The sequence below is a fragment of the Gemmatimonadota bacterium genome (genome assembly GCA_016704275.1).
Lineage (GTDB): Bacteria > Gemmatimonadota > Gemmatimonadetes > Gemmatimonadales > GWC2-71-9 > Palsa-1233.
The window spans coordinates 251,297-265,236 of the sequence record JADJAK010000001.1; the positions used below are offsets into that span (position 1 = coordinate 251,297).

The 13,940-nt window shown below is 68.0% G+C and carries 11 protein-coding genes; 4 read left to right on the forward strand and 7 right to left on the reverse strand.

Translation table 11 applies throughout. The features are described from left to right. Window positions 1-29: 29 nt before the first annotated feature. The 5 genes from IPG05_01205 to IPG05_01225 form a co-directional block, all read right to left on the reverse strand. Window positions 30-398: a DUF423 domain-containing protein gene (locus tag IPG05_01205; GenBank protein MBK6493718.1), complete on the reverse strand. Its 369-nt coding sequence runs from the start codon at window positions 396-398 to the stop codon at window positions 30-32. Further along, window positions 395-1,306: an enoyl-[acyl-carrier-protein] reductase gene (locus IPG05_01210; GenBank protein MBK6493719.1), complete on the reverse strand. Its 912-nt coding sequence runs from the start codon at window positions 1,304-1,306 to the stop codon at window positions 395-397. The genes IPG05_01205 and IPG05_01210 overlap by 4 nt, the downstream gene beginning before the upstream one ends. Before the next feature lie 193 nt (window positions 1,307-1,499). Beyond that, window positions 1,500-4,010: a zinc-dependent metalloprotease gene (locus IPG05_01215; GenBank protein ID MBK6493720.1), complete on the reverse strand. Its 2,511-nt coding sequence runs from the start codon at window positions 4,008-4,010 to the stop codon at window positions 1,500-1,502. A 36-nt stretch (window positions 4,011-4,046) separates the two neighbouring features. Continuing rightward, the gene (locus IPG05_01220; protein ID MBK6493721.1) at window positions 4,047-6,698 is read right to left on the reverse strand and encodes an FtsX-like permease family protein; all 2,652 of its coding nucleotides are present in this window, start codon (window positions 6,696-6,698) and stop codon (window positions 4,047-4,049) included. Then, a complete protein-coding gene (locus IPG05_01225) occupies window positions 6,695-7,366 on the reverse strand; it encodes an ABC transporter ATP-binding protein (GenBank protein MBK6493722.1) in 672 nt (223 codons plus the stop codon). The genes IPG05_01220 and IPG05_01225 overlap by 4 nt, the downstream gene beginning before the upstream one ends. 163 nt (window positions 7,367-7,529) lie before the next feature. Here IPG05_01225 and IPG05_01230 point away from each other — a divergent pair, with 163 nt between their 5' ends. Then, the gene (locus IPG05_01230; protein ID MBK6493723.1) at window positions 7,530-8,114 is read left to right on the forward strand and encodes an arylesterase; all 585 of its coding nucleotides are present in this window, start codon (window positions 7,530-7,532) and stop codon (window positions 8,112-8,114) included. Between the two features lie 23 nt (window positions 8,115-8,137). Here IPG05_01230 and IPG05_01235 read toward each other — a convergent pair whose 3' ends face one another. Next, window positions 8,138-9,370 carry an ABC transporter permease gene (locus tag IPG05_01235; protein ID MBK6493724.1) on the reverse strand — a complete coding sequence of 411 codons (1,233 nt, stop codon included), beginning with the start codon at window positions 9,368-9,370 and terminating at the stop codon, window positions 8,138-8,140. A 132-nt stretch (window positions 9,371-9,502) separates the two neighbouring features. Between IPG05_01235 and IPG05_01240 the strand changes: the two genes are divergently transcribed. Beyond that, window positions 9,503-10,513, forward strand: coding sequence for an AI-2E family transporter (locus tag IPG05_01240; GenBank protein MBK6493725.1), 1,011 nt, complete (start codon window positions 9,503-9,505; stop codon window positions 10,511-10,513). A gap of 177 nt (window positions 10,514-10,690) precedes the next feature. Here the strand turns inward: IPG05_01240 and IPG05_01245 are convergent, their stop codons facing one another. Next, window positions 10,691-11,923: an OmpA family protein gene (locus IPG05_01245; GenBank protein ID MBK6493726.1), complete on the reverse strand. Its 1,233-nt coding sequence runs from the start codon at window positions 11,921-11,923 to the stop codon at window positions 10,691-10,693. A 319-nt stretch (window positions 11,924-12,242) separates the two neighbouring features. Here IPG05_01245 and IPG05_01250 point away from each other — a divergent pair, with 319 nt between their 5' ends. Both IPG05_01250 and IPG05_01255 read left to right on the forward strand, forming a co-directional pair. Further along, window positions 12,243-12,905 (forward strand): hypothetical protein, encoded by a 663-nt coding sequence (locus tag IPG05_01250; GenBank protein MBK6493727.1) that lies wholly within the window; start codon window positions 12,243-12,245, stop codon window positions 12,903-12,905. Window positions 12,906-13,061: 156 nt separating this feature from the next. Then, on the forward strand, window positions 13,062-13,925 hold the full coding sequence (locus IPG05_01255) for a hypothetical protein (protein ID MBK6493728.1): 864 nt from the start codon (window positions 13,062-13,064) through the stop codon (window positions 13,923-13,925). Window positions 13,926-13,940 lie beyond the last annotated feature (15 nt).

Below are 13,940 nucleotides of genomic sequence, written 5' to 3' on the forward strand. Positions count from 1 at the left end.
TCGCGCTCCGTCGGGCGAGGGGGTGGTGCCTAGCTGCGCGAGGCGGCCCGGGTGAGGAGAAGCCAGCCCGCCAGAAAGGCGACGCCGCCGAGCGGCGTGACCGCGCCGAGCCAGCGCTGGCCGGTGGCGACCATCACGTAGAGTGACCCGGAGAACAGCGCCACCCCAACCAGGAAGCTCCACGCCGCCGCGCCGGCGCCGGGCGCCGATCGGGAGATCAGCCACGCCACCGCGAGAAGGGCGAGGCCGTGATACATCTGGTAGCGGACGGCCGTCTCGAAGATCTCGAGGTCGCGAGGTTCGAGCCGCGATCGGAGCGCATGCGCCCCGAAGGCACCGAGGGCCACCGCCACTCCGGCCAGGATGGCGCCGAGCGTGGCCGCGAGTCGGGAGGTCAACCCGGGTCGTCCGCGTCGGGGGTCAGCTGCGGCATTCCCATCGCGTGGTAGCCGTTGTCGACGTAGATCACCGTGCCGGTGATCCCCGTCCCCAGCGACGACGCCAGGAAGGCGGCGACGTGCCCCACGTCCTCGGCGTCGAGGTCGCGCACGATCGCCGAGTTCTCCCGGTAGTAGCGGAGCATGGTGCGGATGTAGCCGATCGCGGTGGCGGCGCGCGAGGCGTACGGTCCAGCCGAGATGGTGTTGACCCGCACCCCATGACGCCGCCCTGCCTCGAACGCGAGCGTCCGCGTGTCGGACTCGAGTGCCGCCTTGGCCGTGGACATCCCGCCGCCATACCCTGGCACCACGCGCTGGCCCGCGAGGTAGCTGAGCGAGACGAACGACCCACCGGGCCGCATCAGCGGGCCGAGCTCGCGCACGAAGGCGACGTGGCTGTACGCCGAGATCGAGATGGCATCGAGGTAGCCGCGACGCGACGTGTCCATCAGCTGCTTCCGGACCTCGGGGCCGTTGGCGAGCGAGTGCACGACGATGTCGAGGGGCTGCTCGCCAAAATCCTTGCGGAGCGACGCGACCACCCCGGCGATGGTGAAGTCCCCGCGGTCGCGGTAGCGCTTGCTCTCCTTCACCTCGGCGGGGACGTCGTCCATCGTGTCGTAGGCGGCATCGAGCGGGTAGATCTTCTCGAAGACCATCGGACTGCCATCACGAAGCGTCAGCGACTCCGCGATCTTGCCGCGCTCGATCAGCGCCTCGAAGATCCCCAGTGCGGGGGGCCAGGTGCCGATGCAGACGGTGGCACCCGCCTCGGCCAGGGCCTTGGCAATGGCAAAGCCGAAGCCGCCATCATCGGCGACGCCGGCAACAAAGGCGCGTTTGCCACGGAGATCGATCGGAAGCATCTGGCGGAGGACTCCAGTTGAGTTGGGGCAAAGATAATGGCCCAAGAGGGGTGGGTGAACCGGAGCCGCCACCACGTGAAAAGTGACCAGTAACCTGTGACCAGGGGAGCAGGCTGGTGCCCGTCCGCAAGGTCGCTGGTTACTGGTCACTCGTCACTGGTCACTGCTGTCCGGCGGCCAGGCCGCCGGTCAGCTACTTCCGCGGTTCGAGAATCTCCTTGATCCGCGCTGCCGCATCGGCGTAGTGCGCCCGCGTGATGGCGTCACCCTTGCCAGCCGCCGCCGCGAGCTGGCCACGGACCGTGGCGAGTTCGACCCGAGCCAGCGCCTGGAGGTCGGACTGGGAGACATTCGGGCCAGCCGCAGCGGCCGGAAGCCCGGCCGGCGGGGCCGGTGGGGCCATCAGCGCCCCGAGACGGTCGATCCAGGCCCGCTGGAGGGTGCGGCGATAGGCATCCGGCGCCTTGCCGCTGCTCAGCTCCGTCCAGACGCCGGTCCGCACGTCGGCCATGAGCTCCGCCGGCGTGTAGGTGCCGGTGCCGAGCGTCTGCAACTCGGCCAGGCGGTTCAGGCGGCCGGCCTGGAGCAGCTGGCCCATGACACCAGTCATGTACCCCTTGATCCGGTCGGTCGCGCCGAGGACACCGACGCGATCGAAGATCGCCTCGTCAATCATCCACGTCGGCGTCTGCAGCGCCTCGGCCGTCAGGAAGCGGACGGCCTCCCGCTGGCGCGCCTCGGTGATCGCCGTGTACTGCCCGCCGACCTGGTCCATGTTCTTGCGGGTGTAGTCCACGCCGCCGACGATGGTGAGGACGTGGCCCATGTAGCGCTGCCACTGGGCGCCGACCTGACCGTACATCTCGTTCAGCTGGGTGTAGTCGGCGCCCTTCTCGTAGCTCCACTCCATCAGCTTCGGCATGATGCGCTTCAGGTTCATGATGCCGTAGCGGCCGGCCTTCACGCCGTCGTCGCCGAGGTCTTCGGTCTGCGAGCCCGGGTCGGTGCCCGACGGGTCGCCGAAGCGGTACATCGGGTCGTTCTCGTGGAGCTTGATCCACTGGTCGAGCGTCGCCTTTTCCTCATCGGGGCTCTTGGCGCCGATGATCGGGCGATAGCCCCACGAGATCGAATACTTGTCGTAGACGCCGATCCGCGGATTCATCGCGACCGCGCCGTCGCCCGGCTGGGCCACGTAGTTGAAGCGGGCATAGTCCATGATCGACGGGGCGGTCGCGTACTTCGCCGTGAACGTCGGCGAGCGGAGCGAGTCCACCGGGTACGACGACGACGCCTTCATGTTGTGCGGCAGGCCGAGGGTGTGGCCGACCTCGTGCGAGGAGACGAAGCGGATCAGCTCGCCCATCACCTTGTCGTCGAAGTCCACCATCCGCGCGTTCGGGTTGATCGCCGCGGTCTGGATGAGGTACCAGTTCCGCAGGAGATTCATGACGTTGTGGTACCACTGGATGTGCGACTCCAGGATCTCGCCGCTGCGCGGATCCGGGACATGCGGCCCGCTCGCGTTCTCGATGTCGGAGGCGAGGTAACGGATCACGGCGTAGCGCGCGTCGTCGACCGAGAACTCCGGATCTTCGGCCGGCGTCGGGGCGCGCTTGGCGACGATGGCGTTCTTGAAGCCGGCGGCTTCGAAGGCGGCCTGCCAGTCGTTGACGCCCTGGATCAGGTACGGGACCCACTTCTCGGGGGTCGCCGGGTCGATGTAGTAGACAATCTGCTTGACCGGCTCGACCAGCTCGCCACGCAGGAAGGCGGCGGTGTCCTTCGGCTCGAGGCGCCAGCGCGAGATGAAGCGGCGGCGGATCACCCGATCCTCCTCGCGGCCGTAGTCGGTCTGCTGCACGCCGAAGTAGCCGACCCTGCTGTCCATGAGCCGCGCCATCATCGGCTTCTCGGGCAGCAGCAGCATCGAGTGGTTCATCACGATGGTGATGGACCCGGCCGACGGATTCGACGGCGCCGCGCCCGCATCATACGTCATCACGACGCGCGTCTCGATGTTCTTCGGGAAGGAGCGCATCGACTCCAGATAGGTCCGCGCCGGGTCGAGGCGACGGATCTGGTACTGGGTCTTCATGAACGACGGCAGGCCCAGCATCGCCACGTCGGTGGTGTAGAGCGGCGTCACGTCGACGACGAGGGTCGAGTCGGCGCCGTAGGAGGCGACATCGAAGCCGGCGATGATCGGCTCGACATTGGAATTGCGGACCGCCATGGCGATCGGCTTCGTGCTGTCGGCCACCGTGCTGAAGGAGACCTGGCGGAGGTAGACCTTGTCGCCGTTCCGGACCCAACGCACGACGTTGCTGCCGTTCATCGTGCCGCCGTAGCCGATCCCGGATGCCGTCTCCGCGATGCGGGAGACGACGATGAACTCCCGGCCGAGCATGGCGCGCGGGATCTCGTAGTACCACTTGTCAGCGACCTGATGGACCGTGAAGGCGCCAGGGTCGCTCTTCGCCTTGGCGGTGATCACATCCTTGTACGGCTTCGGGCCGGTGCGGGCGGCGGCCGGTCCGGCACCGGGTGCGCCGCCCGGACGCGCGCCGGAATCAGCGGGGGTGGTCGGCGCGCCGGCCGGCCGGGCCGCCGGCGTGGGCGCGGCCTTCGGCGCCGACTTGGCGCAGCCCGTCACGAGGACGAGCAGGGCACCGAGAGTGGCAACGGATGAACGATGATGCATCAGTGGAGATCCTCTGCTGCAGGGGTGGCACGCGCCCTATTCGGCACGCAAGACCTCGAGCGGCGGGCGCTCGAGTACATCGAGGGAATTCCAGAGCCCGACCAGCGTGGTCAGGCCGACCAATCCTGCCGCGAGGCCGAGCATCGGCCAGAGCGGCAGCGTGAAGCGTGACTCGAACACGAAGCGGGAGAGTGCCCAGCCGGCGCCTCCTGCCAATACCGCAGCGACGATCGCCGCCCCGAGCCCGAGTGCCGCATACTCGACGCTCAGGATCCGGAGCACCTGCCCGCGCGTGGCGCCGAGCGTCCGGAGCAGCGTCCCCTCGCGCACGCGCTGCCAGCGCGACGTGGCGATGGCGCCGACGAGCACCACGGTGCCGGTGGCCAGCGAGAAGAGCGCCATGAAGCGAATTGCCAGAATGATCCGGTCCACCACCGACTCCAGGGCGCGTTGCACTTCGCCCAGGTCCACCGTCGTCACATTCGGCGCGCCCTCGGCCAGTCGCCGCTGAATGCGGCCGCGAGCCGCGGCATCGGGGACGCGCGCCAGCGTCACCAGCGAATGGGGAGCGCGCTCAAGCGCGCCCGGGGCGAAGACGACGAAGAAGTTGGGTTCGAATCGGGCCCAGTTCACCGCACGGAGCGAGGTGATCACGCTGTAGACCGGCACCCCCTGCACGTCCCAGGTGATCCGGTCGCCGAGCGTCACCCCCATCTCTTCGGCGAGATCCTCTTCCATCGAGATCGCGACGGCGTTGCTGTCGGCCGTGCCGCGCTTGGTGGAATCGGTGCCGAACCAGTTGCCGGAGGTGACCCGCTCTGCCGGACCCAAGACCGAACGATACGTCGAGCGGTACTCCCGGCGAAATGCCCACGCCCCGCCGCCGGCCCCCCCGCGCCGTCCCCCCGGTCCCCGGCGACCCTGTTCGCGGCTCTGGGCCGCGCTGTCCGGGCCGCTGGTGTCGGCCGCGACGCCCTCGGCACCACCCAGGAGGGCGGTGACCGGTTTCCCCTTGACCGAGGTGATCCGCATCGGGACGATCGGCTCGAAACGGTCGCCCGGCAGCCCCTCCGAGGCCAGCGCCGCATTGACCGCCGCTCGCTGGTCGGGCTGGATGTCGAAGAGGACCAGATTGGGCCGCCCCGACTTGCCCCCACCGTCGAGCTTCAGGTCCTGCAGGAGGTTGTGCTGCGCGGTGAACAGCGTCGTCAGGAGAAAGGCCCCGAAACCGAGTGCCAGCACGACTGTGACGGTCTGATTGGCCGGACGATGCAGATTGGCCAACCCCTGGCGCCAGAGGTAGGGCCAGCTGGCCGGCGTGAATCGACGCGCGGCCCACATCAGTGCCAACGAGGCCAGCCAGAGCACCAGGAGGGCGCCGCCGACGGCGGCGGCGAACCAGGCACCCTGCACCAGGGAGCCGACCTGCACGGCGGCGAGGCCCACGACGCTCGCGACCAGCGCCACCACGGCCAGCGCGCGGTAGAGGTCCCAGCGAATGCGGAGCGGCGTCACGCTGCGCCGGAGTGTCGCCAGCGGCGAGATCTCGCGGATTCCGAGGAGCGGCAGCAAGGCAAACACCGCCGATGTCCAGATCCCGAGGCTCATGCCGATGGCAATGGCACGCGGCGAGGGGAGGACGCGGACGTCGACCGGGATGAAGTCGGCGAGCACCATGGGCATGACCTGCTGCAGCCCCACGCCGAAGAGCGCACCCAGCGCGGAGCCGAGCAGCCCCATCCCGACGGCCTGCATCAGGTACACGGCAAAGATCTGGCCCGAGGTGGCACCGAGGCAGCGGAGCACCGCGATGCTGTCGAGGCGTTGCCGGATGAAGACGTGCACCGCGCTGGCGACGCCGAGTCCGCCGAGCAACAACGCGGCAAGCGCGACGAGCCCGAGGTAGTTGCCGAGCCTGGTGAGGGCGTTGGTGAGGTTGTCGCGATCATCCGCAACGGTGCGCACCCCGACGCGGTCCCCGCGGAGTTGTGGGCGGGCCGCCTTGGCAATCGCCTGGGCGTCGCGGCCCGGCGCGAGCTGCACGAAGTCTTCGTGCTGCACCCGCGCACCGAAGCCGAGCAGCTTGGTCGAGGCGAGTTGCGACGTGGCAATGAAGACGCGGGCGCCGAACGCCATCTGGAGTCCCACGTCGCCGGGGACGTTTACGACCGTGCCGATGATGTGGAAGCGTCCCTCACCCACCGAGAGCGTATCGCCCACCTTGGCGCCCAACGCCGGCAGCAGCGAGGGATCGACCAGCGCGTCGCCAGCCTGCAGTCGCGGCCAACTCCCCGCGGGCGCGGTCTCGACGGCGCCGTAGAACGGCCAGCCGGGATCGACGGTGCGCAACTGCACCAGGCGGGCATTGCCGCTGGTCTGCAAATAGGCCATCGCGGCGAGCGAGACCGACCGCGCGACCTTGGTGCCCGGCAGTTTCGCGAGGGAATCGATCCACTTCGTCGCCGCAGGAATCTCGGCGAGCGGCTTGCGGCCCGTGAAGGCGAGGTCCGCACCGAGCAGTGCCTGTGCCTGCTCGGCCACCGACACAGTGAGATTGTCGGTGAAGGAGTTGACCGCGACGAGGGCGCCGACGCCGGCCGTGACGGAGGCCGTGAGGAGGAGCAGGCGCTTGCGCGCCGCCCGCGCCTCGCGCGAGGCGAGGCGCAGCACGAAGCCGAGCGAGGTCATCGGGTGGTGTCCGAGACGATCGCGCCGTCGGCGAGTCGGATGGTCCGTCGCGCGAGGGCGGCCAATTCGAGATCGTGCGTCACCAGCACCAGCGTCGTGCCGAATTCGGCGTTGAGCGCCGTCATCAACTCGACCACGGTCGCCCCGTTCGCGGCGTCGAGATTGCCGGTCGGCTCATCGGCGAAGAGAATCTTCGGGCGGGTCGAGAAGGCCCGCGCCACCGCGACGCGCTGTTGCTCGCCGCCGGAGAGTTGTCCGGGGTAGTGATGCGCGCGCGCGCCAAGGCCGACGCGCGCCAGCAGCGCATCGGCGCGGGCGACGGCATCGTCGGCACCGGCCAGCTCGAGTGGCACCTGCACATTCTCGCGGGCGGTGAGCGTCGGAATCAATTGGAACGACTGGAAGATGAAGCCGACCTTCTCGCGGCGAAGTCGTGCGCGGGCATCCTCGTCGAGCGTCCCCAGATCCACGCCGTCGAGCAGGACGCGTCCACGTGACGGACGGTCGAGCCCGGCGAGCAGGCCAAGCAGCGTGGTCTTGCCGCTGCCCGAGGGACCGACGATGGCGAGGAAGTCGCCGGCATCGAGGTGGAAGTTGATATCCTTCAGGACATCGAGCGACTCGCCACCCGAGGGGTACTCGTGGCCGAGGGCTTCACAGGTCAGCATGAACGAACTCCGAAGGGGGCAAGGCCGGGTGCGGACAACGTCGACGTCTCTGGGCTGGTACCGGCTCTGGTGGCTGGCAGGTTCCCTGGCCGCATGCAGCGGGAGCGCCGCTGAACGCCCGGACTCCACAACCCCGAAGGATAGTGGCGTCGTCGCGGCCCCGGTGGCCCCGCCGCGGGCCACGGTGCTGCTGGTGGGCACCTCGCTGACGGCCGGCTACGGGCTGGACCCGTCGCAGGCATGGGCCACGCTGCTGCAGGCCAGGGTGGATTCGGCCGGGCTCCCCTTTCTGGTGGTCAACGCCGGCGTGAGCGGCGAAACGTCGGCGGGGGCGCTCCGTCGCACCGATTGGCTCTTCGGCCAGGGGCCGATCCGTGTCCTGGTCGTGGAGACCGGCGCGAACGACGGGCTCCGGGGGCAGCCGGTTGACTCGCTGCGCGCCAACCTCGACCTGATCCTCACCAAGGCCGCCGCCCTGACGCCGAAGCCGATCCTCGTGGTGGCCGGGATGGAGGCGCCACCGAATCTTGGCCGTCGCTACGCTGAGGAGTTTCGCGCGGTCTTCCCCGCCGCGGCCAGGACCCATGGCGCGGTCTTTCTCCCCTTCCTGCTCGACGGCGTCGCCGGGGTGGAGGCGCTCAACCAGCCCGACGGCATCCACCCCAACCCGCAGGGCGCCCGGCGGGTGCTGGACAACGTCTGGAAGACACTGCGCCCCATCCTCGACAGCCTGAGCCGCCAACCGTAGCTGCGGTCGTTCGGCGATCGAGGCTACTCGTGCCGAATGGCGTCGATGGGGGAGAGGCGAGCGGCCCGGAGCGCGGGATAGAGTCCGAAGACGAGGCCGACGAGGATCGCCGAGCCGGCCGCGACGGCCAAGGTGTCGCCGGTCACGGCCGCATACACTTCCGCCTGCGTTCGAGCGCGCATGAAGGAGGCCACGCCGAAGGCCGTCGCGAGTCCGAGCGCCACACCGACCGCCGACCCGCTCGCGGTAATCGCAACCGACTCCGCAAGGAACTGCACCACGATGTCCCGCCGCCTTGCCCCGGTCGCTCGTCGGACACCGATCTCGCGGGTGCGCTCAAAGACCGAGGCCAGCAGGACGTTCATGATGCCGATGCCGCCGACCAAGAGGGAGATGCCGGTGATCGATCCCATCAGGAGTTTGAACACCAGCATGCTCTGCTGCGCCTGCCGCAGTCGGTCGCTGCGGTTGGCCAGCGCCAGCCGGTCCGCATCTCCGGGAGGGAGGGCGCGCATCCAGGCGGTTGCCCGCGAGACGACCTCGGCGGTGGATTCAAGGGTGGATCCCCCGAGCAGGAGCGAGGGGAGGGCACCGCGAAAGGGCGGTGCCACCAGTCCAGCGAAGCGTGTCTGCGGAACCCACGCGATCATCTGGGAGTTGTCCGGCTTGGCCGTCACGCCGACGATCTCCACCGACGTGCCTTCCAACGTGATCCGACGGCCCAGCGCACGCGTGTAGTCCGTGCTGCGGGTCAGTCGGCCAGCCAGGGCCATGCTGATCACGCCGACGGCACTGCTATCCCGGACCTCCTCAATCGAGAGCCATCGTCCCGCGAGGAGCGCGTTCTCCTCCACGATTGGCGGTCCGGCCTCGAGTGAGATCACTTCTGTCCCACGCGCGGAGTCGTCGGGAAAGCCTCCCAGCGTCGCACCGCCGGAGAACCGGAGGGTGGCCGAGCCGATGCCACCCAGCGCGGCGCGGAGCGTCGCCAAGTGGGTTTCGGTGAGCCGAAGGGTGTCCGGACGGGGCAGCGTGAGTCCGTCGAGGGTACGGTTGGTTCGCGAGGAAATATGAACCAGCTGCAGGTCGGTCGTCGCCGCAATCTGCTGCCGAGCATAGGCTTCCACGCCATCCGCAACGGCAAGGACAGCGACCAGCGCCCCGGTGCCGACGATGACGCCCAAGGCCGCGAGGGCGGTCCGAAGGGGGTTGGCGGATAACGCACGGGCGCCGATGAGAAGGGAGTGCCATGACATGGCCCCTTGAACGGGAGTAAGCTCCGTTTGGTTTCATTTTGAACCGACCGCCGAGGACGGGACGGGAGATGCCGTCCGGCGGATCCGCCGCGTCGCTGGAGGAATCGACCCACACCCGATAGCCTTCGTCCCATGAGCGTCTTCGATACCAATCATCAGCGTGCCGCCTGGCTGGTCGCCCTGCTCGGCGTCGGCATCTTCATCGCCCTGGTCCCCTATGCCTCGGGATTGCTGGGCGCCCCGATCCTGTTCGTGGTCTTCGGCGGAGTCCACGAGTGGTTGGTGCCGCGGGTGCGGAGCCGAGCGTTGGCGAGTTCGCTGGTGATCGTGCTGGCGATCGTGCTGATCGTGGTGCCGCTGGTATGGATGGTGTCGCTTCTGGTCGGGCAAGCGCAGAGCGCCGTCCAAGGCGTCATCAATTCGCCCGTCCTCGATCGGATCTCGACCTTCGAGATCGCGGGTTATCCGATCGGCCCCGACCTGAAGGCCGCTGGCGCCAAGGCCGCGACGTTCGTCGGTGGCGGCGCCATCTCGTTCCTCGGCACGGCGACGCGGCTGACGCTGAACCTGCTCTTCACCTTCTTCGGACTCTACTACCTGTTGCAGGATCCGAAGGGGGCGTGGCGCGGGCTCCGCCCGTACATCCCGTTCTCCGACGAGAACGTCGCGATCCTGCAGGATCGTTTTGTCGCGGTGACCAAGAGCACGATCGTCGGCACTGGCGTCTCCTCGGTCGCGCAGGGGATCCTGATCGCAGCCGCCTTCACCGTCAGCGGGCTGGGCAACGGTGTCTTCTGGGGCGTCGTGACCGTGGTCTTCTCGATTCTCCCCGTCGTCGGTGGCGGGCTGATCTGGGGGCCGGGCGCGCTCTACCTCTACACCACCGGGCGACCCGGCGCGGCGATCGGCCTCGTCCTCTTTGGCGGCATCGTGGTCGGCAACATCGACAACCTGATCCGCCCGATGATCTCGAATCGCTATGCGCAGATCCACCCGCTGATCACGCTGGTCGGCGCGATCGCCGGGGTGAGCTACATCGGGCTGCTCGGTTTGCTGGTCGGTCCGTTGGCGTTGTCGTATTTCTTCGAGCTGCTGACGATGTATCGGCGGGAGTATTTGAGGCCGGTGGTGAGTGCGTCGTAGGTCGTAGTCGTAGGTCGTAGGTCATCCCGAGCAACGCGAGGGATCTGCGTGATGGCGAATACGCAGGTCCCTCACTGCGTTCGGGATGACCTACGACCTACGACTTACGACCTACGACAGCAAAGCAAACGGGCCCGGGGAGAATCCCCGGGCCCGTTTGCTTTGCCTGCGTCGTGCTTAGTTGCCGCCCTTGATCTCGACTCGGCGGTTCTTCGCACGTCCGGCCGCGTCCTTGTTGTCCGCGATCGGCTCCTCCTCGCCACGCCACTTGACCGCGATCCGGTCGGCAGCGACACCCTGCGAGATGAGGTACTTCTTGACGGTCTCGGCACGCGCCTGCGACAGCTTCATGTTGTAGGCGTTGGTGCTGATCCAGTCGGTGTGGCCGACCACGTCGACGTTGACCTCAGCATGCTCCTTGAGGGTGGTCGCGACGGTGTTCAGCGTGTCCATGCCGCCCTTCGTCAGGTCCGAGCGATCGAACTTGAAGTGGACCGACTGCAGCGCGAACGCGTACGCCGGCTTGGCCGGCGGGGCCGGCGGCGGCGGGGTCGGACGAACGACCGGGGCCGGCGGCGGCGGAGCCGGCGCGCGGACGGTGACGTTCGCGGTCGACATCAGCTTGCCCTTCTTGCTGTACGCCATGACCTGCGCGGTGCCCTCGCCAGCGGCGGTGTACATGCCGGTGAGCGAGTCGACCTTGCCCGGGCCGCTGAGGCGATAGACCACGGCGTCCGGCTTGCCGCAGTAGGTCGCGTCGGCGGTGAACTGCTGGGTGCCGTTCGGCAGCAGCGTGGCGCTCATCGGCGTGATGCCGATCATGTCCTTGGCGTGATCGCAGCCACCGTTGCCGAACAACAGCGAGACGCCGGCCTGGTGACCCAGGTAGGTGTTCGAGTTGTCACCGAAGCCGCTCGGGATGTAATCCGCGAGGGTCTCGAGGCGCAGGTTCAGCCAGCTGGTCGGCTTGACGCGGAGGCCGACCATGCCGCCGACGCCCATGTAGCCTTCGTCGATGCCCTTGGTGAGCTTGGTGTAGCTCGGGCCCGCGCCGACCATCAGCGAGAACAAGCCGCTGAGGGGGGCGTTGTAGACGAGGTGGGCGCTGATCGGCGTCGCGCGCAACGGACGCGAGATCGCGCCGATGGTCGACGGCACATTGGCCTGGTTGCCGCGGAGGTCGGTCGGGTTCAGTGACCCGGTCAGCTCCAGCGCGAGGTTGTTGCCGACGAAGTAACCGATCCGCCCGCCGCCGCCGATCCGATTGTCGTCCGGACCACGGATGAGGTAGGCGTTGGTGTAATCGGTGTACCGACCGAAACCGCCGATTTCAAAGGTTCCCTTCGATTGGGCGGCCAGCGGAGCCACCGCGAGCAGCGCGATGGCCGCAACGTACCCTGTGAGACGCATTTCCTTCCTCCTGGTTGACAACCTGCCACGGGGTGGACCCCACCCGGAAAACTTCGTAACTACTGACTCACCAACGGTGTAGCACCTGCAATGTCCTGTACACTAACGAAACATCGGGTCCGGACTGGCGCAAGAGTGGCGCCACCGCTCGACACCCCCGCGAAGGGTGGAGAAATCGGGCTGAGCCACCCTTTCCCGTGCCATGTGACCCCGGCCAATCATTAGGGATCCGGCCCCATTCGCCACGAGTCCTGCAAGCTCCCCCGCCACGGGACTATTTTCCGGCTGCCCCTTTCTCTGACCCACCGGTTTCCCGTCGATGCCTGCTTGCTCCCTGATCCGCCGCTGCCTGCTGCTCCTCGCCATCCTCGCACTGCGCACCGCGCCGGCGGCAGCCCAATGGCGCGTCGAGGCCTGGTTTGGTGACGCCTGGAATGCCCGGGCCCCAATCACCTTTACCCAAGACGGCCAACCCGACATCAAGCTCACACCCAACTGGAGCACCCGGCCTTGGCGACCGACCTGGTACTACTCCGGCCGGGTTGCCAAATGGTCAGACGATCGAGGGTGGGCCTTCCACTACATGCACCACAAGATCTACCTCGACAACCCGCCGGCGGAGATCACGGCGTTTCGGATCACCAACGGTATTAACATGTTGCTGGTAGAGAAGTTATGGCGCACCAAGGGGTGGGAACTCGCCCTCGGCGCCGGCCCCACGCTCATCGTGCCGTTCAGCACGATTCGCGGGAAGACCTATGGCCGGACGGAGGGGATCTTCGGGTCGCGGTACGATCTGGGGGCCGCCTCCCTCGAGGCCGGGGTGGCAAGGCGGCTGAAGCTCCTGCCGTACACCTACGGCTCGCTGACCGCCGCGGTCACCGCAACGACCATCAGCGCCAAGATCGCGGACGGTCGAGCGAAGACGATGAACTACGCCCTGCATTTGCAGTACGGCCTCTCGCTGCAGAGCAAGCCGTGAGGATTCCGGACGCGGTGTCCTGATCCGAGGACACCGTCACGGGGCCCCGGGTCTGGGCAAGTTGTACAAGTCTTTGTGGGAAAATGATTTGGCCGCTCATCGTCGAGCGGCCTTTCCTTTGCCCCGGTGAGGGTGTCCCCTTCCGGAGCCGAGTCGATGCTGTTGCTGCCAGCCCTTCTGGGGATCGCGTTCGCGGTCCCAACGACCGTAGTCCACCTGTCCCATCCGAAGCCGACCACCTCCGCCGCAGCCGCGGACAGCAGTGCGGTGCTCTTTTCGAGGGCGCGCGAGCTGGCCCGTGCTGGCCACCCCAGCGAGGCGCTCGCCGCGTACCACGCCGCCGCGGTGCGCGCCGACAGCCCCGATGACTGGGCCCGCTTCCGTCGCGACATCGCCTGGATCGCCACGCCGAAGGAACTGACGGTCTGGGATGCGACCGCCACGACGGACCGTCCGGCCCAGCTCCTGGCCTTCTGGAACGAGCGTGACGTTCGGGATGGCCTCGCGACGGGCGGCCGCCTCGCCGAGCATGTCCGCCGGCTCGATGTGGCGCTGGCGGAGTATCGCATCCGGCCGAAGCGTGGTCGGTCACCGATCATCCGGACGGCATCGACTGCCCCCTCCGACATGTATGAGCGCGAGGTCGGCATCGGCTCTCCGCTGCGCGACTACCTCCCGGGTCAGGGAGAACTGGATGACCGCGGCGTCATCTTCGTTCGGCAGGGCGAGCCGGTCGCGCGCCGGTACACCTCCGACTCGCGCGTCGAGGGGTGGGTCTACGCCCGCGAGGGGAAGACCGTGGCGGTCTTCTTTACCGAGGCACTCTTTGACGGGTCGTCGGGGAACACGATGCTCGTCGCGTCGCCACCGTCCAGCGCGTTCTTCGTGGTGTGCGACTTTGATCGCACCTTCTGCGGGAACTCGGGGGCGATCGAGCAGCGTGAAAAGCTTCGCCAGCGAACCATTGGCGCCATTCGCGCGCTGACCACGACCGATACGGCGAAGCCAGCGGAGCCGTGAGCTGATTGCAACCTG